The sequence below is a fragment of the Rhizobium jaguaris genome, from assembly GCF_003627755.1.
In the GTDB taxonomy this organism is placed as follows: Bacteria; Pseudomonadota; Alphaproteobacteria; order Rhizobiales; family Rhizobiaceae; genus Rhizobium; species Rhizobium jaguaris.
Window position 1 is genome coordinate 1751124 of the sequence record NZ_CP032694.1, and the last position, 24869, is coordinate 1775992.

Consider the following 24869-nt stretch of genomic DNA (forward strand, 5'->3'; position numbering starts at 1 on the left):
TAAAATAGGCATACACTCTCTCCCATCAGAGGCGGGCGAGGGAGCGTCCATGCGCAAGGCACCGAGGCATCTTGTCTTAGGATTGTCATTTGCTGCGATCGCGGTGATTGCAAGCGCACCGGCGATGGCTGGACAGAATTGCTACTGTAAAAACAAGGACGGAACGCTGCACGCGGTCGGCGAGCTCGCCTGTATGACCGTGGACGGCAAGAGCTATCTCGCGCAATGCCAGATGAACCTCAACGTCACGTCCTGGTCAAAGCTGCAGGATGGATGCCCGGTCACGGAGCGCTCTCCATGGCAGCAATCCGCCTGGCACTCGCAGCCGACTGTCCTTCGCTGAACAGTTTTCGAGAGGATGATGATTTTCTTCGAATCGTCATCAGGCTCCAGCTATTTGATTTTGCAGGATCTTATCCGAAAACCGCTTCGCACTTCTTGGGATTATGCTCTAATGGCAACGGTATGCGCGCTCCGAAATGGCGCTCATACCCGAGCGAGTCATGAATTCATAAAGAATGCGCCGGCCGAAGGGATTATGCAGGCGGATGGCGTCGGACCCCAGAAATTGCGTTTCCGTCAGGTCAAAGGCTCTGAGATGCGGCGCCCGCAGGATTGCTGCGCGATAGAAATCATGAAATTCGCGCCGGCAGACATAGGTCTTGTATTTGGTCATGCAGAAGGCCGAGAAGGCCCCGTCATGGTTGCGGAGAAAATCGGCGACGCCGACGGTGACTTCCGGCCAGGCGGGATTGAAAGTATCGTCGAAGACGATGACACCGTGATCGGCGGTCGTTTCCTTTGCCAGCTGGCTGTCGGCCACGAGATTCGGCAGCATGTGCCCGCCGTCGACACTGAAGAAGCGCACCTCGCCGACCTTGCTCAATACATCTTTCGGAGACAGATCCGCGCTATCCCCGACCACGAGCAGGTCCTCGTTGACCGGCAGGCCGAGCCGGTCGCCATTCTCGAGAAATGATCGGTATTGCTCGGAAATGCCATCCGACATCTCCCCGATATCGAAGAGATCGATGCCGAGCACACGATCTTCAGGGGAGGCGATCTTTTTCAGGAGAAAATAAGAGCGGCCGAAATAGACACCGATTTCAGCAATACCGCCGCCCAGGTCATTTTCTCGCTGACGTTCCAAAATAGAGAGATAAACAAGGGCATCCGGCGGATCGATATATCCTTCCACGCTTCGCAGCTCGTGGAAGATGAATTTACGGATATTCGATAGAAACATACGCCCTTTGCCCTGCTTTCCCGATATGTGACAATTATGACCGGATCGGACCGGCTTAGCCTAACATAGTCACATTTCCCGGGCGTCAACCCGCGCGCGGAATATCGAGTCTCTAAAGCACATCTCGATCTCTGGGATTCGCTCCTTGCGCTTTAGATCCTTGATTTTGCGCATGTCGTTATCGCGAAACCGCTGAGGGCTTTTGCGCGGCAAGCTTTAACCGCCCTGTTTGCGGACCAGGACCATAGGTTGTCCCTCTTCCTCCTCGGATTTCTGGAAGGTGCCATCCGGCCTCATGTCGAAAGAGAGCGAAGAGCCGTCCGTGCCCATCATCACCAGGCCGAAACCCTCCATGACCCAGAGGGAAAGCTTGAGATTGCCTATGTCGGCGGGGCAGTCGCTGCCCGGTGACATTTTGGGTGTTCCATCCGGGTCGGTATCGCTGGAGAGCGTGACGCTGCAGATGGCTTTGCCGTCAGGCTGCTGGATCTGCCATGTGCCGGCCACACTTGCGATGGTCGGGACATGGTCGACATCGCCAAGCGCCGGCAACAGCCACATCGGATCGCCCTCTTCGATTTCCCAGGGCGAACCTTCTTCTTCTTGCTGGAAACGAGCGACTACTTTCTGCGTCGCGTCGGTGAGAGCTAGCGATCCGTCCTCGCCGAAATTCCAGGCGGCCGCCTTGACAAATGCGGGCAGGGCGGCGGCGCAGGCATCCGCGCCGTTGATGGCGTAGCCGCCAGCCGCCGGACTGGTTTCGAAGGTGAGGTGGCAGCCCTTGGCGCCGCTTTCGGGTGCCAGCAGCCATGTCCCGGCTTGCGCCTTGATAAGTTCGTCATCGACGGCGCCTGCCGGTTGGCCGGTGGCGAGAATGAGGGCGGCAGAAGCGGCCGCGAGGCTAAAACTACGGATCAAGGCAAATTCCCCCAAATCTGCTGCGGCAGCCCCAGTGCCGCTAGGTTTTCAGATAAGACCGCGCTGCATAAAGGGCGATTGCGGCCGCGTTCGAGACATTGAGTGATTTGATGGCGCCCGGCATGTCGAGCCGCGCCAGCGCATTTACCGTCTCGCGCGTTTTCTGGCGCAGCCCCTTGCCTTCGGAGCCAAGGACAAGGGCAACTTTCTCGCCCGAAAACGTGCCTTCGAGTGGTGCCGGCCCTTCCGAATCAAGGCCGATGGTGACGAAGCCGAGCCGGTGAAGCTCGCCGAGCGCATCGGCGAGATTGGTGATCTGTATGTAGGGTATCAGCTCCAGCGCACCGGAAGCGGATTTCGCCAGCACGCCCGATTCGGTCGGGCTATGACGCTGAGTGGTGATGACGGCGCCGGCGTCGAAGGCAACGGCCGAGCGCATGATGGCGCCGACATTATGCGGATCGGTGACCTGATCGAGCACCAGCAGCAGCGGGCTGTCCTTCAATACCTCCAGGCGGCGGACGGGCAGGGGACGCGTCTCCAGCATCACGCCCTGATGGATCGCTTCGGGACCAAGTACCTTGTCGATATCCTGCGGCGAGACGATTTCGACGGGAATGCCGAGTTCCTCGACCGGTCCGATCTCAAGCCGCACAAGTGCGTTTTGCGTTGCAGACAGCTTGATGTTCTTCCGCTCGGGGTTGGCAAGGGCCGCGCGAACCGTATGCAGGCCATAGAGATAGACCTGGTCGGGAGCCAGTGCCGGCGGCTTCCAATCGTCCGCGCCGGCCCGCTTGCGCTTTTGGGGCGGCGGCGTCGGGATTTCGCCACGCTCACGCTTGGCATCGCGATGCGCGCGCCGCAGGGTGGCGTAATGCGTGTCCTTGGCCGACTTATCGCCAGTGGTGTTTTCGGGGCCGGAACGGCCGGATGTTCTGTCTTTGCTCATGCGGCTTTATAGCTGGAGCGCCCTTGAGCGCATAGTCCTCTTTCGATGGTGGGCTTTTGCAGTCAGTTGAAATTTTTTCGTCATTTTTGGCAGAACCTCATGTTGACAGACGGAAACGGTGCAGTCATATACGCGGCGCAGATCGCGGCGGCGACGTCGGGTCTAGCAAGCTTGGTCTCAGGATCCAGTCGGAAAACTGGAGGGATGCCCGAGTGGTTAAAGGGGACGGACTGTAAATCCGTTGGCTCAGCCTACGTTGGTTCAAATCCAACTCCCTCCACCATTCCGCGCAGGATCTTGGCCACCCCGCGGGTATAGCTCAATGGTAGAGCAGCAGCCTTCCAAGCTGAATACGCGGGTTCGATTCCCGCTACCCGCTCCAAGTTTTTCAATCATTTAGTTATTTCTCGTGCAATTGGCGCGCTTATTGCGCTTTTCGGTGCGAGCGTCCGCTGCTTTTCCGCTTGTCTCCGATCCGTCGATGCCTGGCGTAAAGGCCGACTGAGGAACATTGGGGATGCAGTTGGTGCGCCGCGTCGCTACCTGTTCCCTTCGGTGCGGGGAGGAATTCTACGGTGATGGCTGCTCGGCCGGCCAGTGTGATGGTATTCCGGGCGATGCATCGAGTGCATAGGCCGTCCATGACTGTAGTAGCTGCGGTGGTTATTGCGATACCGATAGTATCCAGTGGGATATCGGTATCGGTTGCTGCCGCCATATATCACCGTGCCACCATAGTAGCCGCCGCTATGGTAACCGCCGGTGTACCCGTTGTAGGCATAAGGGCCGCTTTCGACGACGCAGCTTGAAAGCAGGCCGGCCAGACACAGGAACACGGCTGAAAGTAGAGATTTGCTCCGCATGGTTGCTCCTCCTGCGGAGCTATATGGGGCGTACCATGCGACCGGCAATTGAGAGATCGGGTAAAATCTCCGCTGTGGTTTCAATATTTGCCGATCGTTGCCTGTCTCGTGGCTACGCGATTGATGCAGAAACCGCCCGCCGAATCGAAGGCTGAGCGACCGTCTTTCCCTCGCATTTCTCGTGAACCCGCCATGACAAGCAATGGCGTACGGCCTGTTTTCACCCCGCCAGATCGTGACCGGACTGCTTGCTTTGCATCTCTAGCGTGAGATCTTGCTTAAACAGGAAGGAGCGATAGATAGTCCCGACCAACCTAAACGGGGGAGTACCCAATGGGAATTTTTGCCAAAATCAAAAGCGCCATCTGGGGCGAGGCGAAGGCGGCGGAAGTTGCGCCTGCGTCCACTCAAGCAACCACTGCCGGTGGGGCTGCGACAGCCACGCCCGCACAGGCACCTTCTTCTGCGGGATCGGCACCAACCACGAGTGCGCAGACCGCACCGGCGGCAGCCGCGCCGGTGGATGTCGCGTCGATTCTGGATGCGGCCGTTAAGAAGGGTGGCCAAAAGCTCGACTGGAAACATTCGATTGTCGATCTCATGAAGGCGCTCGGCATGGATGCAAGCCTCGCAGAACGCAAGGAGCTTGCACAGGAACTGGGCTACACCGGCGACGCCGGGGATTCCGCGAAGATGAACATGTTCCTGCACAAGGCTCTAATGAAAAAACTCTCGGAGAATGGCGGCAAAGTACCGGCAGATCTGCTTGATTGATTGCGGTACATCGTTCGGGAGGCAGTCTTCTTTTGAAGGCTGCTGATCATTACGCCCTCTCCGCATTGGGGAGGGCGTCTTTCGTTGCTTGGCAATCCACAGGCGGCTTCGGTTCGGCTGGCAGCTCGGACACCTGGAATATTTCCTCGGCGTGCCTATCTAACCGTCTGAACCGGCAAATGCTTTTACGTCTTTCCGGATCGGCCGGCGAAACCTTCGGCGCGAATCAATGCCGACGGCGCGTATTGTCCGCCATCGGCTACACTTCGCCAAGAATAGAGCCTGCAATTAAGTCTTGCGCAAATGCGACGAAAGCCTTAAACGGCGGCACTAAACCGGTTCGCCGGGGTCACCATTTACGTTCACAGGAAGCATTCAAATGGCAAAGAGTAAGTTTGAGCGCAATAAGCCGCACGTTAACATCGGCACGATCGGCCACGTTGACCACGGCAAGACGTCTCTGACGGCAGCGATCACGAAGTTCTTCGGTGAGTTCAAGGCGTATGACCAAATCGACGCGGCACCGGAAGAAAAGGCTCGTGGCATCACGATTTCGACGGCTCACGTTGAATATGAGACGGCTGCCCGTCACTATGCGCACGTCGACTGCCCCGGCCACGCTGACTATGTGAAGAACATGATCACGGGTGCGGCGCAGATGGACGGCGCGATCCTGGTTTGCTCGGCTGCCGACGGCCCGATGCCGCAGACGCGCGAACACATCCTGCTCGCCCGCCAGGTTGGCGTTCCGGCGATCGTTGTGTTCCTGAACAAGGTCGACCAGGTTGACGACGCCGAGCTTCTGGAGCTCGTCGAGCTTGAAGTTCGCGAACTGCTGTCGTCCTACGACTTCCCGGGCGACGACATTCCGGTTGTCAAGGGTTCGGCGCTTGCAGCTCTGGAAGACAGCAACAAGGAAATCGGCGAAAACGCGATCCGCGAACTGATGGCAGCCGTTGACGCCTACATCCCGACGCCTGAGCGTCCGATCGACCAGCCGTTCCTGATGCCGATCGAAGACGTGTTCTCGATCTCGGGCCGTGGTACGGTTGTGACGGGCCGCGTCGAGCGTGGCATTGTCAAGGTTGGTGAAGAAGTCGAAATCGTCGGCATTCGTCCGACGTCGAAGACGACGGTGACCGGCGTTGAAATGTTCCGCAAGCTGCTCGACCAGGGCCAGGCCGGCGACAACATCGGCGCGCTGATCCGCGGTGTGAACCGCGACGGCGTCGAGCGTGGCCAGATCCTGGCAAAGCCGGGCACTGTTAAGCCGCACAAGAAGTTCAAGGCCGAAGCCTACATCCTGACGAAGGAAGAAGGCGGCCGTCATACGCCGTTCTTCACGAACTACCGTCCGCAGTTCTACTTCCGCACGACGGACGTGACGGGCATCGTGACGCTTCCGGAAGGCACGGAAATGGTTATGCCTGGCGACAACATCACGGTTGACGTCGAGCTGATCGTTCCGATCGCGATGGAAGAAAAGCTGCGCTTCGCGATCCGCGAAGGCGGCCGCACCGTCGGCGCCGGCATCGTCGCTAGCATCGTCGAGTAATCCCCGGATTATTCGTTGGTTACGAAGGCCCCGCTGGAAACAGCGGGGCCTTCGCATTTTGGAGGCACACATGAGCTTGATCATTCTGACCGGCGCCTCTGGTTCAGGGAAAACGGCAATCGCCGAGGCGATCGCCAGGGACCCTGCACGGACGTTAGCCGTCTTTCATTTCGACAGCATCGGTGTGCCATCGCTCGGCGCCATGATCAGGGATCATGGGTCGCCCGAGGCCTGGCAACGCGACAAGACTATCGAATGGCTGGTACAGCTTGTGCCGCAGGCGCAGAAGGGCAGGGACGTTCTTTTCGAAGGGCAAATGCGGCCATCCTTCATCATCGAGGCGGCCGTGGCCGCCAAGGTCAGTGAGTATCGCCTAGTATTGATCGATTGCGATGATGCAACGAGGACCCATCGCTTGTCCGTCGAGCGGGGCCAGCCGGAGCTTGCCGATGCGAACATGATGAACTGGGCGGCCTATCTGCGCCGTGAAGCCAGGTCAAGTGGCTGTGAGATCCTCGACACTAGCCATCTTTCGCTCAAGCAGAGCGTGGATCGTGTTCTGAGGCATCTGCACGGCTAGTCTAGGATATTATCACTGGGTGGTGATGTCTTTCGCCGATGCGAGCGCTGCCTTCGCACGGCGCACGATATCGGCAACGAAATCGCTCTTGCCGCCGGTATAGTGGTCCCAATCGCCATCGGCCTCTTCGGCCAGACGCCGTTTCAATATCGCATAGCCGGCCGCGAATTCGGGATGAGCGCGAAGATAGTCGCAAAAGAGGAGGCGTTCCCGGTGGGCCTCGTTGCCCGGCAAACAAAGGTAAAGCCGCGTGCCATAGGGCGCCTCGTCCTTGGTGAAGGTCCAGCGGTCGGCGCCGTGCAGATCGCCGTGAAAGCGATATCCGTTTGTCTTCAGGCGCTCCGTTGCATCCAGTCTTGCCTCCTTGGAGGAAAGGACGGCATCGATATCGAGCTTGGGTTTGGCACATAGTCCCACGACAGCAGTGCTGCCGATATGATGGAACTCGGCGGGATGGCCAAGCAGCAGGCCGATCGACTTGCTTCTGCTTTCGAAGAGAAGGGGCCATTGTGGATCATATTCGACAAGCGTGATCGGCCGCATTCGTCCCATCTCCTTTCCCCGTCTCGGGCACTCGCAATATGCATTGCTGAGTCGATCCCACTATTTTGCCGGGAAAGCACTAGGTCACCAAGCCGTGTCTTGCGAAACGGATGTAAGGGGCTATCTATCGCTCGATTTCACCAGGAGGATATTTCATGAAAAAGCGCATATTGTTTACCGGCGGCAGCGGCAAGGCCGGGCGTCACACCGTTCCCTGGCTGATCAATGCCGGTTACGAAGTCCACAATGTCGATCTTGTGCCGTTGGACAGCCCGGGCGTCACCAATCTGAATGCCGATATCACTGACGCGGGACAAATCTACAACGTGCTCACGATGCATCGGGATTTCCCCGATCTCGATGAGGGTAAGGGTGTGCAGCCTTTCGACGCCGTTGTGCATTTCGCTGCTGTGCCGCGCATTTTGATCAAGCCTGACAACGAGACGTTCCGCATCAACACGATGGGCACATACAATGTGATCGAAGCGGCGGCAAAGCTTGGCATCAAGAAGATCATCGTCGCCTCCAGCGAGACGACCTACGGTGTCTGCTTCGCGGAAGGCCATCGCGATTTCCACCAGTTCCCGTTGGAAGAGGACTATGATGTCAATCCGATGGATTCTTACGGCCTGTCGAAGGTCTTGAACGAAAAGACGGCCCGCGCCTTCGCCGAGCGTTTCGGCATCGACATCTATGCGCTGCGCATCGGCAACGTCATCGAGCCTCACGAATATGAGCGCTTTCCGGAGTATTTCGCCGACACCAACATTCGCAAACGCATTGCCTGGAGCTATATCGACGCCCGCGATCTTGGCCAGATCGTCCATCTTTGCATTGAAAAGAGTGGTCTCGGCTTTCAGGTGTTCAATGCCGCCAACGATACGGTGTCGGCCAATACGCCGTCCCGCGAGCTTGCAGCCAAGTATTATCCGAACGTGACCTTCACCCGCGAAATCGGCGAGTATGAAGGCCTGCTCTCCAACCGCAAAATCCGCGAAGTTCTGGCCTTCAAGGAAGAGCATAACTGGCGCCGTTACGTGAAGGTTTGAGACTGCGCTGACGACCGACGTAAAGCCGGGCGCCGTCATAACGCCCGGCTGAAATCCCGCCAAGGCGAGGGATGCCTCTCCATTTGTTACGGAAGAAAACCAAAAATGCTTCCGCAAACGCTCGACAAATATCCCGGTTGAAGTAAGTAGGTTTGCGTTCGCGAGGCGTCCTGCAAATTGCAGCCGCATTCGCGATTCGTGCATTGAATGAATTTCATGTGGCTCACACGCCGGCATGAGGTCAGGGCAGCGCCATCTGCATTGCGATGGAAAGCTATTTCAACCGGTTGATCTCTTTGGCGGTCAGCCGCTTCGGAGGGACTATGAACGACGGTATTGCACGTATTTTTGTCGGCTTCGATTCCAAGGAAGTCGTCGCCTATCACGTCCTCGCGCAAAGCATAGTCGAGCGCTCTTCGATCCCGGTGGTGTTTTCACCGATCGTCCTCAGCAATCTCGATGGCATTTTCACGCGCGAGCGCAATCCGCTGCAATCGACCGAGTTTTCCTTCTCCCGCTTCCTGGTTCCCTACCTCAGCAACTATGAGGGGTGGAGCGTCTTCATGGATTGCGACATGCTCGCCCGCGCCGATATTGCCGAACTCTGGAAGCTGCGCGACGATCGCTATGCCGCGATGTGCGTCAAGCACGACTATCAGCCGAAGATCGAAACGAAGTTCCTCGGCCAGACCCAGACCAAATATGAAAAGAAGAACTGGTCGAGCATGATCCTCTTCAACAATGCCAAATGCCGGGCTTTGACGAAGGATTACGTCAACACTGCCACGGGGCTGCAACTTCACCAGTTCAAGTGGCTGGAAAACGACGATCAGATCGGTGAGGTCCCAGTGACCTGGAATTATCTCGTCAACGAATACGACTACCGGTCGGATGCGCAACTGGTGCACTTCACCGACGGCGGTCCGTATTTCGACGAATATCGCAACGACGACTATGCGGAGGAATGGTTCGCCATGCGTGATCGTATGTTGTACGTCCAGCAGAAATGACAGGGCTGGATCAGGGCGTGCCCTCCCAGCCAGGAACCGGCAAGATTGGCTTTCCGGTTGCAGGAGCCGCCGCGGGTTTGACGACCGCCGAAGAGTGGCGGTCGACACTTGCGGCGTTCTCCCATATCGTTCTTGTCGCAAACAGCGATGCGGTTGATATCGCCAGCCTTCAGACGCAGTTTCCGTCTACCGCGCTCTTCGTCTTCTTCAATAAGGTCTACAAGGTACTGGATCGCCCGTTCCATCGGCATTCGCTGCTGATTTCGCGCGGACAGCCACGTGGAGCCAACATCGTTTATCGGGGTGAGGTCGGCGACGTCGTCAAGTTCTTCCCGAAAGACCATTTCCTCGGCATCATGAACATCCGTCTCGCGCTTGAGGAAAAACTGAATCCCGCCGCTGATTTCCAAGGCGCCCCCACCGGCCATCTCGATCTCGTCGGCTTCTGCAGCGATTTCTATACGGAGGGCAAGACGCCGACCAGTGGCTTTGCCATGGCGCTTTGGTTGAGCGATCTGAAATTGCCCGGCGCCATCGTGCTTGCCGGGTTCTCGGCCAAGCGCAGCGAGAAATGGAGAGTGGTGTCGGTCCACGACTGGACCTTCGAGCAGACCTTCCTGCGCCTCTTCGCCCGGCTGGGTAAGATCACCATTCATGGGGGTGTGTCGCTAAATCCCTACATCAGGCTTGCCGAGCGATTCTGCGAGGTTCCGCCGGCCGAAATTGCATTGGCTGCGGCAGAGGTACTGTCCGAGCGGCTCAGCAATGCCGATGTCGAAGTCGACAAGCTGATTTCCTTGACCAATGTGATTCGCTCCACAGACAATTTTCTACGTCGTCTCAAGCCGAACTTCCTCAAGCGGAGTCCGAACGGACCGCCAAAGGAGCAGAAGGAAGGCTGAAAGTTGGCTAGGCGACGTCTTCGGGAGGCGTTGCGTTGGCTGCAATCCCTGTCGGCGCCGGCGCCATGAAGCGCCTGCGTTCTTCGACGCTGCACACCCTCTTGGGAAAAAACGAAAAACGTACTTGCCAATCGTTTCGTCCCGTCTTAAAGGAGCGCCATGTCTTCGAACGGCGCTGACAGACAACTGCACGGTGCGAATGTTCGAAGCATGAAGGGGTATAGCTCAGTTGGTAGAGCGGCGGTCTCCAAAACCGCAGGTCGTAGGTTCGAGCCCTGCTGCCCCTGCCACTTTCCTTGAAACGACTGGCGCGTTGGTTTTGCTGCTTATTGGGTCAGGGATTATGCCGGATTGGCGGCAAATTTTCGAAAGCACCGAATTCCCTCTTGTTAAATTGGGAATCGATGTTTATGTAGGGTTCAACAGACACGCGGTGCGTGGGGCTGAGTTGTTCAGCTTTACGCGCCGTAATTGCGTGGGCAGTCAATGGCATCCAAAACGAATCCACTAGCGTTTCTGCAGCAGGTCCGCTCCGAGACGTCGAAAATCACTTGGCCGTCCCGCCGTGAGACGATGATCTCGACGGTGATGGTGCTTGTTATGGTCATTTTTGCTTCGTTGTTTTTCTTTGCTGCTGACCAGCTCATCGGCTGGGTTCTCGGCTACGTGCTGAATACCGGCAATTGATATCGGGTGGAGATGAACATGGCGGCACGTTGGTACATCGTCCACGCTTATTCTAATTTCGAAAAGAAGGTGGCTGAATCCATCGAGGAGAAGGCCAAGCAGAAGGGGCTCGAGCATCTGTTTGAAAAGATTCTCGTGCCGACCGAAAAGGTGGTTGAAGTGCGCCGCGGCCGCAAGGTTGACAGCGAGCGCAAGTTCTTCCCGGGTTATGTGTTGGTGCGCGCCAACCTGACGGATGAAGCCTATCACCTGATCAAGAATACGCCGAAGGTCACAGGCTTCCTCGGTTCCGACAATAAGCCCGTTCCGATTCCGGATTATGAAGCCGAGCGCATTCTCGGTCAGGTTCAGGAAGGCGTCGAACGGCCGAAGGCTTCCGTATCCTTCGAGATCGGCGAGCAGGTCCGCGTTTCCGACGGTCCGTTCGCCTCGTTCAACGGCACGGTTCAGGATGTGGACGAAGAGCGTTCGCGCCTGAAGGTGGAAGTGTCGATTTTCGGCCGAGCTACGCCGGTCGAGCTGGAATACAGTCAGGTCGAAAAGGTCTGATCTTTCGTTTGAATTCGGGTGTAAGTAAGAGTTTGCTTACACCTTGCGGCGTCGCCGCAATCCGCGTGGAAGGGTAGGGGTCTTAGCCGGGCCTTTTGATCCGCACCACGCAACCGCAGCCGCCGGAGCGATCCGGCATAGTAGGCCGGGCAACCGGTCATGTAGAAAGGCAGAGAGAAATGGCTAAGAAAGTTGCAGGCCAGCTCAAGCTGCAGGTTAAGGCCGGCTCGGCGAATCCGTCGCCGCCGATCGGTCCTGCGCTTGGTCAGCGTGGCATTAATATCATGGAATTCTGCAAGGCGTTCAATGCCGCCACGCAGGAAATGGAAAAGGGTATGCCGATCCCGGTCGTCATCACCTACTACCAGGACAAGTCCTTTACCTTCGCAATGAAGCAGCCGCCGGTCAGCTACTTCCTGAAGAAGGAAGCGAAGATCCAGTCCGGCTCGAAGACCCCGGGCAAGGGCGCCAAGGCTGGCACGCTCACCAAGGCTCAAGTCAAGTCGATTGCCGAAGCCAAGATGAAGGATCTGAACGCCGCCGATATCGAAGGCGCAATGGCCATGATCGAGGGCTCTGCCCGCGCGATGGGCCTGGAAGTGGTAGGTTAAGACCATGGTTGCAAAGCGTATTCAGAAGATCCGCGAAGGCGTTGATCCTACCAAGCTCTATGCTCTGACCCAGGCTATCGGCATGGTCAAGGAGCGGGCTGTCGCCAAGTTCGACGAAACCATCGAAGTGGCCATGAACCTCGGTGTTGACCCGCGTCACGCTGACCAGATGGTTCGCGGCGTCGTCAACCTGCCGAACGGCACCGGCCGTACGGTTCGCGTTGCCGTCTTCGCTCGTGGCGCCAAGGCCGATGAAGCCAAGGCTGCCGGCGCAGACATCGTCGGTGCCGAAGACCTGGTTGAAATCGTTCAGGGCGGCAAGATCGACTTCGATCGTTGCATCGCGACCCCGGACATGATGCCGCTCGTCGGCCGTCTCGGTAAGGTGCTCGGCCCGCGCGGCATGATGCCGAACCCGAAGGTCGGTACCGTCACCATGGACGTCAAGGGTGCTGTTGAAGCCTCCAAGGGCGGCGCAGTCGAGTTCCGCGTCGAGAAGGCCGGTATCGTCCATGCCGGTATCGGCAAGGCCTCCTTCGATGCCAAGGCTCTGGAAGAAAACATCCGCGCCTTCGCTGACGCCGTCATCAAGGCGAAGCCGGCCGGTGCAAAGGGCAACTACGTCAAGCGCGTAGCCATCTCTTCGACCATGGGCCCGGGCGTCAAGATCGAGCCGTCGACGGTTACGGCGCCGAGCGCCTAATGGTTCTGCCGCGCTTATTGCCCGGCATTTAAGAATTCCTGGCCCCTCGGGGCCAGGATATCCGGAGAAATCCGGAATTCCTGTCCGAGATTGCAGGTGGTTGAGACCTTAATCACTTTGCCTGCATGAGACGGGTAAGACCCGAATTTTGAAGAAGTTCTGCTTCGATGAACTCGGTTCGAGCCTTGGATGCCTTGTGCCTTGGAGCCTTAGGGCTCGAGCGCGAGGGGACAGGATCCTCAAGCGTCGCTTGGGATCTCAATTGATCCCAGGAGGCAAAAGGCAACCCGGCAGGTCCGTTAACCCGGTCCTGTCAACTGGAGAAAAGCAGTGGAAAGAGCGGAAAAACGCGAATTCGTCACGGAACTGAACGAAGTCTTCAAGGCTTCGGGTTCGGTTGTCGTGGCCCACTATGCTGGTGCTACAGTCGCTCAGATGAACGATTTCCGTTCCAAGATGCGCGCTGCTGGCGGCACCGTCAAAGTCGCGAAGAACCGCCTGGCCAAAATTGCTCTTCAGGGCACGGATGCGGAAGGGATTTCCAATCTCTTCACCGGTCAAACGCTGATCGCATACAGCACTGATCCGATTACCGCTCCGAAGGTCGTCGTGGATTTCGCCAAGACCAACGATAAGATCGTTGTTCTGGGCGGCGCCATGGGAACAACCACGCTCAACCCGGAAGGCGTCAAGTCGCTTGCGACCCTGCCTTCGCTGGACGAGCTGCGTGCGAAGCTGCTGGGCATGATCCAGACGCCGGCTACCCGCATCGCAGGTGTGGTTGCAGCACCGGCAAGCCAGCTTGCTCGTGTGTTCTCGGCCTACGCCAAGAAGGACGAAGCCGCTTAAGGCGGTTTTTCGCTGTTCATAATCAACCAGTTCGAACCGAACAAAAGGAACTACAAAAATGGCTGATCTCGCAAAGATCGTTGAAGACCTCTCCTCGCTGACCGTTCTCGAAGCTGCAGAACTGTCCAAGCTCCTCGAAGAAAAGTGGGGCGTTTCCGCCGCTGCTCCGGTAGCTGTTGCTGCCGTTGCCGGTGGTGCTGGCGCTGCTGCTGTCGTTGAAGAAGAAAAGACCGAGTTCGACGTCATCCTCGCTGATGCCGGCGCGAACAAGATCAACGTCATCAAGGAAGTCCGCGCCATCACCGGTCTCGGCCTCAAGGAAGCCAAGGACCTCGTCGAGGCTGCTCCGAAGGCTGTCAAGGAAGGCGTTTCCAAGGCTGAAGCCGCTGACATCAAGAAGAAGCTCGAAGACGCTGGCGCAAAGGCCGACGTCAAGTAAGCTTGAAACTGCTTTGGGAGGTGGCATTTTGCCGCCTCCCATTCGCCGTTTTGCAGAACAAATTACCCAAAAGCCGCGGGCAAAACGGCTTTTGGGTAATGGGTTCTTCAAGAGGATGGTCTCAGACCGAACCGCGACGCAATCCGTGCCGAGCGGTTTTCGGTTAGTTAGACGAGATTGAACTACTCATTGATTGATGGGATCGCCTGGCCAGCGGTTCCCATCCGTTGCAGGCCCGGGTGCAGGATTTTAAAGGAGCGACGATGGCTCAGACCCTTTCGTTCAATGGTCGCAGGCGCGTACGCAAGTTTTTTGGTAAGATTCCCGAAGTCGCAGAGATGCCGAACCTCATCGAGGTTCAGAAGGCGTCCTACGATCAGTTCCTTATGGTCGAAGAGCCCAAGGGCGGCCGCCCTGACGAGGGTCTCCAGGCCGTATTCAAGTCGGTTTTCCCGATCACCGATTTCTCCGGCGCCTCCATGCTGGAGTTCGTGTCCTATGAATTCGAACCGCCGAAGTTCGACGTGGACGAGTGCCGCCAGCGCGACCTGACCTACGCTGCGCCGCTGAAGGTCACTCTCCGTCTGATCGTGTTCGATATCGATGAGGATACCGGCGCGAAGTCCATCAAGGACATCAAGGAACAGAGTGTTTACATGGGCGATATGCCGCTCATGACGAATAACGGTACCTTCATCGTGAACGGCACCGAACGCGTTATCGTGTCTCAGATGCATCGTTCGCCGGGCGTCTTCTTCGATCACGACAAGGGCAAGAGCCACTCGTCCGGCAAGCTGCTGTTTGCCGCTCGCGTCATTCCGTATCGTGGCTCCTGGCTCGACATCGAATTCGACGCCAAGGACATCGTCTACGCCCGTATCGACCGCCGCCGCAAGATTCCGGTGACGTCGCTGCTGATGGCGCTCGGCATGGACGGCGAAGAAATCCTGTCGACCTTCTACACGAAGTCGCTTTATGAGCGCTCCGGCGAAGGCTGGCGCATTCCCTTCAAGGCGGAAACCCTGAAGGGCGCTAAGACCGTTACCGACATGATCGACGCCGACACCGGCGAAGTCGTGGTCGAAGGCGGCAAGAAGCTGACCCCCCGCCTGCTGCGTCAGTTGCAGGAAAAGGGCCTCAAGGCCTTGAAGGCCACCGACGAAGAGCTCTACGGGCTGTTCCTGGCGGAGGACATCGTCAACTTCCAGACCGGCGAGATCTATCTCGAAGCCGGCGACGAAATCGACGAGAAGACCCTGCCGGTCATCCTCAAGGCTGGTTTCGACGAAATTCCGGTTCTCGGCATCGACCATATCAATGTCGGCGCCTACATCCGTAACACGCTGTCTGCCGACAAGAACGAAAACCGTCAGGACGCTCTGTTCGACATCTACCGCGTCATGCGCCCGGGTGAACCGCCGACCATGGAATCGGCCGAAGCCATGTTCAACTCGCTGTTCTTCGATGCGGAGCGTTATGATCTCTCCGCCGTCGGCCGCGTGAAAATGAACATGCGCCTCGACCTCGACGTCGAAGACACCGTTCGCATCCTTCGCAAGGACGACATCCTGGCCGTGGTCAAGATGCTGGTCGAACTGCGCGACGGCAAGGGCGAAATCGACGATATCGACAACCTCGGCAACCGCCGCGTCCGCTCGGTCGGCGAGCTGATGGAAAACCAGTACCGTCTCGGCCTGCTGCGCATGGAGCGCGCGATCAAGGAACGCATGTCCTCGATCGAAATCGACACGGTCATGCCGCAGGATCTGATCAACGCGAAACCGGCCGCTGCTGCCGTTCGCGAATTCTTCGGCTCCTCGCAGCTGTCGCAGTTCATGGACCAGGTGAACCCGCTTTCGGAAATCACCCACAAGCGCCGTCTTTCGGCTCTTGGCCCGGGTGGTCTGACCCGCGAACGCGCCGGCTTCGAAGTCCGCGACGTGCATCCGACCCACTATGGTCGTATTTGCCCGATCGAAACGCCGGAAGGTCCGAACATCGGTCTTATCAACTCGCTGGCGACCTTTGCCCGCGTCAACAAGTACGGCTTCATCGAAAGCCCTTATCGCCGCATCATCGACGGTAAGGTGACCAACGACGTGCTCTACCTCTCCGCCATGGAAGAGGCGAAGTACTACGTTGCTCAGGCCAACGCCGAGCTCGACGCCGACGGCTCCTTCATCGAGGAATTCGTCGTTTGCCGTCATGCCGGCGAAGTCATGCTCGCTCCGCGCGACAACATCAACCTGATGGACGTCTCGCCGAAGCAGCTGGTTTCGGTCGCTGCCGCGCTGATCCCGTTCCTGGAAAACGACGACGCCAACCGCGCGCTCATGGGCTCGAACATGCAGCGTCAGGCCGTGCCGCTTCTGCGCGCCGAAGCGCCGTTCGTCGGCACCGGCATGGAGCCGGTCGTTGCTCGTGACTCCGGTGCTGCTATCGGCGCCCGTCGCGGCGGCGTGGTCGACCAGGTCGACGCAACGCGTATCGTTATCCGCGCCACCGAAGACCTCGATCCGTCGAAGTCCGGCGTCGATATCTACCGCCTGATGAAGTTCCAGCGTTCGAACCAGAACACCTGCGTCAACCAGCGTCCGCTGGTCACCGTTGGTGACGTGGTCAACAAGGGCGACATCCTGGCCGACGGTCCGTCGACCGATCTCGGCGATCTGGCTCTCGGTCGGAACGTGCTTGTCGCGTTCATGCCGTGGAACGGCTACAACTACGAAGATTCGATCCTGCTCTCCGAGCGTATCGTTGCCGACGACGTGTTCACCTCCATCCACATCGAAGAATTCGAAGTGATGGCGCGCGACACCAAGCTCGGTCCGGAAGAAATCACCCGCGATATACCGAACGTTTCGGAAGAAGCGCTGAAGAACCTGGACGAAGCCGGCATTGTTTACATCGGCGCAGAAGTTCAACCGGGTGATATCCTCGTCGGCAAGATCACGCCGAAGGGCGAAAGCCCGATGACGCCGGAAGAAAAGCTTCTGCGCGCCATCTTCGGTGAGAAGGCCTCCGACGTTCGCGACACCTCCATGCGCATGCCGCCCGGTACCTACGGTACGGTCGTCGAAGTTCGTGTCTTCAACCGCCACGGCGTCGAGAAGGACGAACGCGCCATGGCGATCGAGCGCGAAGAGATCGAACGTCTTGCCAAGGACCGCGACGACGAGCAGGCGATCCTCGACCGTAACGTCTACGGCCGCCTGATCGAAATGCTCCGTGGCCAGGTTGCACTTGCCGGTCCGAAGAGCTTCAAGAAGGGCACGGAACTGTCCAACGCCGTCGTCTCCGAATATCCGCGCTCGCAGTGGTGGATGTTCGCCGTCGAGGACGAAAAGGTTCAGGGCGAGCTCGAAGCTCTGCGCGGCCAGTACGACGAGTCCAAGTCGCGCCTCGAGCAGCGCTTCATGGACAAGGTCGAGAAGGTCCAGCGTGGCGATGAAATGCCTCCGGGCGTCATGAAGATGGTCAAGGTCTTCGTCGCTGTGAAGCGCAAGATCCAGCCTGGCGACAAGATGGCTGGCCGTCATGGCAACAAGGGCGTCGTATCGCGCATCGTGCCGGTCGAAGACATGCCGTTCCTGGAAGACGGCACGCATGTCGACATCGTGCTGAACCCGCTCGGCGTGCCGTCGCGCATGAACGTCGGTCAGATCCTCGAGACGCACCTCGGCTGGGCTTGCGCCGGCATGGGTCGTCAGATCGGCGAGCTGATCGAAGCCTATAAGGCAAGCGGCAACATCGAGCCCCTGCGCCAGACGATCGACATGGTCGTCGGTGACGGTCCGAAGAGCGACGACGTTCACGAGTATGACGACGCGTCGGTTCTGCGCTTGGCTGATCAGTGGAAGCGTGGCGTGTCCATCGCGACCCCGGTCTTCGACGGCGCCGGCGAAGTCGACGTCAACGAAATGCTCGCAATGGCAGGTCTGAAGCAGACCGGTCAGTCGACGCTCTATGACGGTCGTACCGGCGAGCAGTTCGACCGCCAGGTCACGGTTGGCTACATCTACATGCTGAAGCTGAACCACCTGGTCGACGACAAGATCCACGCCCGCTCGATCGGCCCGTACTCGCTCGTCACCCAGCAGCCGCTGGGCGGTAAGGCGCAGTTCGGCGGTCAGCGCTTCGGCGAAATGGAAGTCTGGGCGCTCGAAGCTTACGGTGCAGCCTACACGCTGCAGGAAATGCTCACGGTCAAGTCGGACGACGTGGCCGGCCGCACCAAGGTCTACGAAGCGATCGTCCGTGGCGACGACACCTTCGAAGCGGGCATTCCGGAGAGCTTCAACGTTCTCGTCAAGGAAATGCGGTCGCTGGGCCTCAGCGTCGAATTGGAAAACTCCAAGGTCGACGATCTGCAGGCAGCGGGCCAGCTTCCGGACGCAGCCGAGTAATAGTCGATAGGGTGCGCGCTGTTCGTCAGCGCGCACCGTTCCCGCCGGCGCCCGAATTGGTGTGGCGCTAGGCAGGGACGATTTCGCCGCATTCTGCGGTTATTGTCGTTTTAAGGCGTCAGTCCGGTTCCCGGGAATTTGCCGGTACTGATTGCAACTCGAGGGCGTTTCGCCCCTAAAGGAGACAGGCATGAACCAAGAGGTCATGAATCTTTTCAATCCGCAGGTGCCTGCACAGAATTTCGATTCCATCCGGATTTCGATCGCATCGCCGGAGAAGATTCTTTCCTGGTCTTATGGTGAGATCAAGAAGCCGGAGACGATCAACTATCGTACGTTCAAGCCGGAACGCGATGGTCTCTTCTGCGCGCGAATCTTCGGGCCGATCAAGGATTACGAGTGCCTGTGCGGCAAGTACAAGCGCATGAAGTACAAGGGCATCATCTGCGAAAAGTGCGGCGTCGAAGTCACGCTGTCGCGCGTTCGCCGTGAGCGCATGGGCCATATCGAGCTCGCCGCTCCCGTTGCCCATATCTGGTTCCTGAAGTCGCTGCCGAGCCGTATTTCCACGCTTCTCGACATGACGCTGAAGGATGTCGAGCGGGTTCTCTACTTCGAAAACTACATCGTCACCGAGCCGGGCCTGACCGCGCTTAAGGAGCACCAGCTCCTGACGGAAGAAGAGTACATGCTCGCCGTCGACGAATATGGCGAAGACCAGTTCACCGCCATGATCGGCGCTGAAGCGATCTACGAGATGCTGGCCAGCATGAACCTCGAGAAGATCGCCGGCGATCTGCGCTCCGAGCTTGCCGATACCACGTCGGATCTCAAGCAGAAGAAGCTGATGAAGCGCCTGAAGATCGTCGAGAACTTCATGGAGTCCGGCAACCGTCCGGAATGGATGATCATGAAGGTCGTCCCGGTCATCCCGCCGGACCTGCGTCCGCTGGTGCCGCTCGACGGCGGCCGTTTCGCGACGTCGGATCTGAACGATCTGTACCGCCGCGTCATCAACCGTAACAACCGTCTGAAGCGCCTCATCGAACTGCGCGCTCCGGGCATCATCATCCGCAACGAAAAGCGCATGCTGCAGGAATCTGTCGATGCGCTGTTCGACAACGGCCGTCGCGGCCGCGTCATCACGGGCGCCAACAAGCGTCCGCTGAAGTCGCTGTCCGACATGCTCAAGGGCAAGCAGGGCCGCTTCCGTCAGAACCTGCTCGGCAAGCGCGTCGACTATTCCGGCCGTTCGGTCATCGTGACCGGTCCGGAGCTGAAGCTGCATCAGTGCGGCTTGCCGAAGAAGATGGCGCTCGAACTGTTCAAGCCGTTCATCTACGCCCGCCTCGACGCCAAGGGTTATTCCTCGACCGTCAAGCAGGCCAAGAAGCTGGTTGAAAAGGAAAAGCCGGAAGTTTGGGATATCCTCGACGAGGTCATCCGCGAGCATCCGGTTCTGCTGAACCGCGCGCCGACGCTGCACCGCCTGGGTATCCAGGCCTTCGAACCCATGCTGGTCGAAGGCAAGGCCATTCAGTTGCACCCGCTCGTCTGCACGGCCTTCAACGCCGACTTCGACGGTGACCAGATGGCCGTTCACGTGCCGCTGTCGCTCGAAGCCCAGCTTGAAGCCCGCGTGCTGATGATGTCGACCAACAACATCCTGCATCCGGCAAACGGCGCACCGATCATCGTTCCGTCGCAGGACATGGTTCTCGGTCTCTATTACCTCTCGATCCTGAACCAGAACGAGCCGGGCGAAGGCATGGCCTTCTCCGATCTCGGCGAGCTGCATCACGCTCTGGAAAACAAGGTCGTGACGCTGCACTCGAAGATCCGCGGCCGCTTCAAGTCGATCGACGAAGATGGCAAGCCCTATTCGAAGATCTATGAAACGACCCCTGGCCGCCTGCTGATCGGCGAACTGCTGCCGAAGCACGGCAAGGTGACCTTCGACATCTGCAACCAGGAAATGACCAAGAAGAACATCTCCAAGATGATCGACACGGTCTACCGTCATTGCGGTCAGAAGGACACGGTCATCTTCTGCGACCGCATCATGCAGCTCGGCTTCGCCCATGCCTGCCGCGCCGGCATTTCGTTCGGCAAGGACGACATGGTCATCCCGAGCACCAAGGCCAAGATCGTCGGCGATACCGAAGCGCTCGTGAAGGAATATGAGCAGCAGTACAATGACGGTCTGATCACCCAGGGCGAAAAGTACAACAAGGTTGTCGACGCTTGGGGCAAGGCTACGGAAAAGGTCGCCGAAGAAATGATGGCCCGCATTAAGGCCGTCGAATTCGACGAGAAGACCGGTCGTCAGAAGCCGATGAACTCGATCTACATGATGAGCCACTCGGGCGCTCGTGGTTCTCCGAACCAGATGCGTCAGCTTGGCGGCATGCGCGGCCTCATGGCCAAGCCGTCGGGCGAAATCATCGAGACGCCGATCATCTCGAACTTCAAGGAAGGCCTGACCGTGAACGAGTACTTCAACTCGACGCACGGCGCCCGTAAGGGTCTGGCAGACACCGCCTTGAAGACCGCGAACTCGGGCTACCTGACCCGCCGTCTCGTCGACGTCGCGCAGGATTGCATCGTGACGCACGTCGATTGCGGCACCGAAACCGGCCTTACCATGACTGCCATCGTCGATGCCGGTCAGGTTGTGGCCTCGCTCGGCGCCCGCATCCTCGGCCGTACGGCGCTGGACGATATCGACCATCCGGTCACGGGTGAGCGCATCGTCGACGCCGGCAAGATGATCCTTGAGCCGGATGTCGTCGAGATCGAAAAGGCTGGTATCCAGTCGATCCGTATCCGTTCGGCTCTGACCTGCGAAATCCAGACGGGCGTCTGCTCGGTCTGCTACGGCCGCGACCTTGCTCGCGGTACGCCGGTCAACATCGGTGAAGCTGTCGGCGTCATCGCCGCTCAGTCGATCGGTGAGCCGGGCACGCAGTTGACCATGCGTACCTTCCACCTGGGCGGCACGGCGACCGTGGTCGACCAGTCGTTCCTGGAAGCCTCGTATGAGGGAACGGTGCAGATCAGGAACCGCAACATGTTGCGCAACTCCGAAGGCAACCTGGTTGCCATGGGCCGCAACATGACGGTGCAGATCCTGGACGAACGTGGCGTCGAACGCTCTTCGCAGCGCGTCGCTTACGGCTCCAAGCTCTATGTCGACGACGGCGACAAGGTGAAGCGCGGCCAGCGTCTCGCAGAATGGGATCCGTATACCCGTCCGATGATGACGGAAGTGGCCGGTACGGTACACTTCGAAGACGTCGTCGACGGTCTCTCGGTTCTCGAAGCGACCGACGAGTCGACCGGCATCACCAAGCGTCAGGTTATAGACTGGCGCTCGACCCCGCGCGGTTCGGATCTGAAGCCGGCGATCGTCGTCAAGGACGCCAGCGGCAATGTTGCCAAGCTGTCGCGTGGCGGTGAAGCTCGCTTCCTGCTTTCGGTCGACGCGATCCTGTCCGTCGAGCCGGGCCAGAAGGTGTCGCAGGGCGACGTTCTTGCCCGTTCGCCGCTGGAAAGCGCCAAGACCAAGGACATCACCGGTGGTCTGCCGCGCGTTGCCGAACTGTTCGAAGCCCGTCGTCCGAAAGACCACGCCATCATCGCTGAGATCGATGGTACGATCCGCCTCGGCCGCGACTACAAGAACAAGCGCCGTGTCATCATCGAGCCGGCGGAAGACGGTGTCGAGCCGGTCGAATACCTGATCCCGAAGGGCAAGCCCTTCCACCTTCAGGAAGGCGATTATATCGAAAAGGGTGACTACATCCTCGACGGTAACCCGGCTCCGCACGACATCCTGGCGATCAAGGGCGTGGAGGCTCTGGCTTCCTACCTCGTCAACGAAATCCAGGAAGTCTACCGCTTGCAGGGCGTTGTCATCAACGACAAGCACATCGAAGTGATTGTCCGTCAGATGCTGCAGAAGGTGGAAATCACCGATGCAGGCGACAGCCAGTACATCGTCGGCGACAATGTCGACCGTATCGAACTGGAAGACGCCAATGACCGCCTGATCGAAGAAGGCAAGAAACCCGCTTACGGCGATCCGGTTCTGCTCGGCATCACCAAGGCGTCGCTGCAGACCCCGTCCTTCATCTCCGCCGCCTCCTTCCAGGAAACGACGAAGGTGCTGACGGAAGCTGCGATCGCCGGCAAGACCGACGGTCTGCAGGGCCTGAAGGAAAACGTCATCGTCGGCCGTCTCATCCCGGCCGGTACCGGCGGTACCATGACGCAGATCCGCCGCATCGCGACGGCTCGCGACGAGCTGATCCTGGAAGAGCGCCGCAAGGGCACGGGTGCCGCCGTCGCCACGCCGATGCTGCAGGATATGGCTGACGAGAACGCTCCGGCCGCTGAATAAGCGACTGGAGATCGAGCTGAAAATCAAAACCGCCCGGAGCGATCCGGGCGGTTTCTTTTTGGGTCAATAGTATGAAGAGCAGGCGAGGGCGGGACAGCAGGGTCCGTCTAGCGGAAGCGGATGATCGCCACTTCGCCTTCCAGTGCGCCCTGATAAGCAGAGGCGTGCGGTTCTTCTTCTGGTACGTCGGTCAGCATGCCGATCTGATCGAGATCGGCCTCGATGAAGCCTTCCTCGGCAAGGGCGTTCAGCGCTTCGCGCACGGCAGTGTCGTCGTCCGGCGCCTTCAGCATGACATGCAGATCGATGCCTTCGCCGCCGTCGGTTTCATATCCCTTGCCGATGATGATGAAGACCATGGGGCCGTCGAAATTGTTGTCGTTGTCTGGCGCAGTGATCATAAGTCTTCCTTCGGTGGTATCGATTCGGCCGAGCGATTCTTTGGACTGCCCTTGCCGTCCGGTGAAATTGTCTTTCTGTGATTCCTTATAGGGATTTTAACGAAATACCCAAGTCTATCTTGCCGGGGCGATGCCATTTCCTTCGTTAAGGCGCCAAACGGCTGGTTTACCCCGCCTTTTCGGGCTTTATGACAAAGATAATTTCTTAACCGGCCTTGACGAACCGGCGGGAAACCAGTAGTACCGCCGCCATCAGAACCCATGTGAGGCATGGCTGTTCGGAGCGACGCGCTCTGGAGTTCACCTCAAACAAGGTTCTAAACGCACGTTGAAGACACGAATGCTGCACGCAAGACGCGGTTCACTGCGTCCTCTGCTTTTGGTGGTCCATCTGCGAAAGCGGATCGGGCCACGTTTTGCGCATTGAGACGAACGCGTGTCGTTGCCGGAGACGGCGAGAGTCAAGCCCGCAAGGGTGTCGAGATAGATTTACAAGGGATGGTTGAATGCCTACCGTAAACCAGCTGATCCGCAAGCCTCGCCAGGCGCAGGTAAAGCGTAACAAGGTTCCCGCTCTCCAGGAGAACCCGCAGAAGCGCGGCGTTTGCACCCGCGTCTACACGACGACGCCGAAGAAGCCGAACTCGGCTCTGCGTAAGGTCGCAAAGATCCGCCTGACCAACGGCTTCGAAGTCATTGGTTACATCCCGGGTGAAGGCCATAACCTTCAGGAACACTCTGTCGTCATGATCCGTGGCGGCCGCGTTAAGGACCTTCCGGGTGTTCGCTATCACATCATCCGCGGCGTTCTCGATACCCAGGGTGTCAAGAACCGCAAGCAGCGCCGTTCCAAGTATGGTGCAAAGCGTCCGAAGTAATTCGGTTTCATATAATCCGGCGCTGCGCGAGGTTCTCCGCGTTGTAAAGTGCCGCTAACAGTTGAGAGACGAGAAGTATGTCCCGACGTCACAGAGCAGAAAAACGCGAGATCAATCCGGACCCGAAGTTCGGCGATCTGGTCGTCACGAAGTTCATGAATGCCATCATGCTGGACGGCAAGAAGTCCGTAGCTGAAAACATCGTATACGGCGCATTCGACGCCGTGCAGGGCAAGGCAAAGCAGGAGCCGCTCGGCGTGTTCCATCAGGCTTTGGATAACATCGCTCCGCACGTTGAAGTCCGTTCGCGCCGCGTTGGTGGTGCTACGTATCAGGTTCCGGTCGACGTTCGTCCCGAGCGCCGTCAGGCTCTTGCCATTCGCTGGCTGATCGCTGCTGCCCGCAAGCGCAACGAAACCACTATGGTCGACCGTCTCTGCGGCGAACTTCTTGATGCCTCCAACAACCGCGGCTCTGCCGTCAAGAAGCGCGAAGACACGCACAAGATGGCTGACGCCAACCGTGCGTTCTCGCATTATCGCTGGTAATCCCGAA

22 protein-coding genes and 3 tRNA genes are annotated in these 24869 nt (G+C 58.5%); 20 read left to right on the forward strand and 5 right to left on the reverse strand.

What is annotated here, in order from left to right:
- Nucleotides 1–49: 49 nt before the first annotated feature.
- The gene (locus CCGE525_RS08540; RefSeq protein ID WP_120703902.1) at nt 50–343 is read left to right on the forward strand and encodes a hypothetical protein; all 294 of its coding nucleotides are present in this window, start codon (nt 50–52) and stop codon (nt 341–343) included.
- 108 nt (nt 344–451) lie between these two features.
- Here CCGE525_RS08540 and CCGE525_RS08545 read toward each other — a convergent pair whose 3' ends face one another.
- From CCGE525_RS08545 to rlmB, 3 genes are all read right to left on the reverse strand, one after another.
- The gene (locus CCGE525_RS08545) at nt 452–1246 is read right to left on the reverse strand and encodes a class I SAM-dependent methyltransferase (RefSeq protein WP_120703903.1); all 795 of its coding nucleotides are present in this window, start codon (nt 1244–1246) and stop codon (nt 452–454) included.
- Between the two features lie 216 nt (nt 1247–1462).
- Complete coding sequence (locus tag CCGE525_RS08550; protein WP_120706330.1) at nt 1463–2164, reverse strand: protease inhibitor Inh/omp19 family protein; 702 nt, start codon at nt 2162–2164, stop codon at nt 1463–1465.
- A gap of 40 nt (nt 2165–2204) precedes the next feature.
- A complete protein-coding gene (gene rlmB / locus CCGE525_RS08555) occupies nt 2205–3113 on the reverse strand; it encodes a 23S rRNA (guanosine(2251)-2'-O)-methyltransferase RlmB (RefSeq protein ID WP_120703904.1) in 909 nt (302 codons plus the stop codon).
- A gap of 198 nt (nt 3114–3311) precedes the next feature.
- On the opposite strand from rlmB, the gene CCGE525_RS08560 reads away from it, so the two are divergent.
- The 5 genes from CCGE525_RS08560 to CCGE525_RS08580 all read left to right on the forward strand — a co-directional run bounded on the left by CCGE525_RS08560 (nt 3312) and on the right by CCGE525_RS08580 (nt 6885).
- Nucleotides 3312–3396, forward strand: a tRNA-Tyr gene (locus CCGE525_RS08560).
- 25 nt (nt 3397–3421) lie between these two features.
- Nucleotides 3422–3495 (forward strand) — tRNA-Gly (locus CCGE525_RS08565).
- An 814-nt stretch (nt 3496–4309) separates the two neighbouring features.
- Nucleotides 4310–4750, forward strand: coding sequence for a DUF3597 domain-containing protein (locus CCGE525_RS08570; protein ID WP_120703905.1), 441 nt, complete (start codon nt 4310–4312; stop codon nt 4748–4750).
- A 379-nt stretch (nt 4751–5129) separates the two neighbouring features.
- Nucleotides 5130–6305, forward strand: a complete 1176-nt coding sequence (gene tuf, locus CCGE525_RS08575) for an elongation factor Tu (RefSeq protein WP_120703906.1) — start codon at nt 5130–5132, stop codon at nt 6303–6305.
- Nucleotides 6306–6375: 70 nt separating this feature from the next.
- Nucleotides 6376–6885 carry a DEAD/DEAH box helicase family protein gene (locus CCGE525_RS08580; RefSeq protein ID WP_120703907.1) on the forward strand — a complete coding sequence of 170 codons (510 nt, stop codon included), beginning with the start codon at nt 6376–6378 and terminating at the stop codon, nt 6883–6885.
- 12 nt (nt 6886–6897) lie between these two features.
- Here the strand turns inward: CCGE525_RS08580 and CCGE525_RS08585 are convergent, their stop codons facing one another.
- Complete coding sequence (locus tag CCGE525_RS08585) at nt 6898–7428, reverse strand: GrpB family protein (RefSeq protein ID WP_120703908.1); 531 nt, start codon at nt 7426–7428, stop codon at nt 6898–6900.
- Nucleotides 7429–7583: 155 nt separating this feature from the next.
- Between CCGE525_RS08585 and CCGE525_RS08590 the strand changes: the two genes are divergently transcribed.
- From CCGE525_RS08590 to rpoC, 12 genes are all read left to right on the forward strand, one after another.
- Nucleotides 7584–8477 carry an NAD-dependent epimerase/dehydratase family protein gene (locus tag CCGE525_RS08590; protein WP_120703909.1) on the forward strand — a complete coding sequence of 298 codons (894 nt, stop codon included), beginning with the start codon at nt 7584–7586 and terminating at the stop codon, nt 8475–8477.
- A gap of 323 nt (nt 8478–8800) precedes the next feature.
- Complete coding sequence (locus CCGE525_RS08595; RefSeq protein WP_120706331.1) at nt 8801–9487, forward strand: glycosyltransferase family protein; 687 nt, start codon at nt 8801–8803, stop codon at nt 9485–9487.
- Nucleotides 9488–9531: 44 nt separating this feature from the next.
- On the forward strand, nt 9532–10389 hold the full coding sequence (locus tag CCGE525_RS08600) for a 3-deoxy-manno-octulosonate cytidylyltransferase (protein WP_205587462.1): 858 nt from the start codon (nt 9532–9534) through the stop codon (nt 10387–10389).
- A gap of 214 nt (nt 10390–10603) precedes the next feature.
- Nucleotides 10604–10679, forward strand: a tRNA-Trp gene (locus CCGE525_RS08605).
- A 196-nt stretch (nt 10680–10875) separates the two neighbouring features.
- Nucleotides 10876–11076, forward strand: a complete 201-nt coding sequence (gene secE, locus CCGE525_RS08610; RefSeq protein WP_120703911.1) for a preprotein translocase subunit SecE — start codon at nt 10876–10878, stop codon at nt 11074–11076.
- Between the two features lie 18 nt (nt 11077–11094).
- Entirely contained in the window at nt 11095–11625 is a 531-nt protein-coding gene (nusG, locus tag CCGE525_RS08615; protein WP_075857230.1) for a transcription termination/antitermination protein NusG, read from the forward strand.
- Between the two features lie 179 nt (nt 11626–11804).
- Nucleotides 11805–12236: a 50S ribosomal protein L11 gene (rplK, locus tag CCGE525_RS08620; protein WP_104822776.1), complete on the forward strand. Its 432-nt coding sequence runs from the start codon at nt 11805–11807 to the stop codon at nt 12234–12236.
- A 4-nt stretch (nt 12237–12240) separates the two neighbouring features.
- Nucleotides 12241–12939 (forward strand): 50S ribosomal protein L1, encoded by a 699-nt coding sequence (gene rplA / locus CCGE525_RS08625; RefSeq protein WP_120703912.1) that lies wholly within the window; start codon nt 12241–12243, stop codon nt 12937–12939.
- A 330-nt stretch (nt 12940–13269) separates the two neighbouring features.
- Nucleotides 13270–13788, forward strand: coding sequence for a 50S ribosomal protein L10 (gene rplJ, locus CCGE525_RS08630; protein WP_104822778.1), 519 nt, complete (start codon nt 13270–13272; stop codon nt 13786–13788).
- A 58-nt stretch (nt 13789–13846) separates the two neighbouring features.
- On the forward strand, nt 13847–14227 hold the full coding sequence (gene rplL / locus CCGE525_RS08635; RefSeq protein ID WP_028755229.1) for a 50S ribosomal protein L7/L12: 381 nt from the start codon (nt 13847–13849) through the stop codon (nt 14225–14227).
- Nucleotides 14228–14490: 263 nt separating this feature from the next.
- Entirely contained in the window at nt 14491–18633 is a 4143-nt protein-coding gene (rpoB, locus tag CCGE525_RS08640) for a DNA-directed RNA polymerase subunit beta (RefSeq protein WP_120703913.1), read from the forward strand.
- A 190-nt stretch (nt 18634–18823) separates the two neighbouring features.
- Nucleotides 18824–23035 (forward strand): DNA-directed RNA polymerase subunit beta', encoded by a 4212-nt coding sequence (rpoC, locus tag CCGE525_RS08645; RefSeq protein ID WP_120703914.1) that lies wholly within the window; start codon nt 18824–18826, stop codon nt 23033–23035.
- 107 nt (nt 23036–23142) lie between these two features.
- On the opposite strand, the gene CCGE525_RS08650 is transcribed toward rpoC, so the two are convergent.
- Complete coding sequence (locus CCGE525_RS08650; RefSeq protein ID WP_120703915.1) at nt 23143–23436, reverse strand: transcriptional regulator; 294 nt, start codon at nt 23434–23436, stop codon at nt 23143–23145.
- 506 nt (nt 23437–23942) lie between these two features.
- Here CCGE525_RS08650 and rpsL point away from each other — a divergent pair.
- Together rpsL and rpsG are read left to right on the forward strand one after the other, a co-directional pair.
- Nucleotides 23943–24314 (forward strand): 30S ribosomal protein S12, encoded by a 372-nt coding sequence (gene rpsL / locus CCGE525_RS08655; RefSeq protein WP_003507760.1) that lies wholly within the window; start codon nt 23943–23945, stop codon nt 24312–24314.
- Between the two features lie 77 nt (nt 24315–24391).
- Complete coding sequence (gene rpsG, locus CCGE525_RS08660; RefSeq protein ID WP_028755233.1) at nt 24392–24862, forward strand: 30S ribosomal protein S7; 471 nt, start codon at nt 24392–24394, stop codon at nt 24860–24862.
- Nucleotides 24863–24869: the final 7 nt, after the last annotated feature.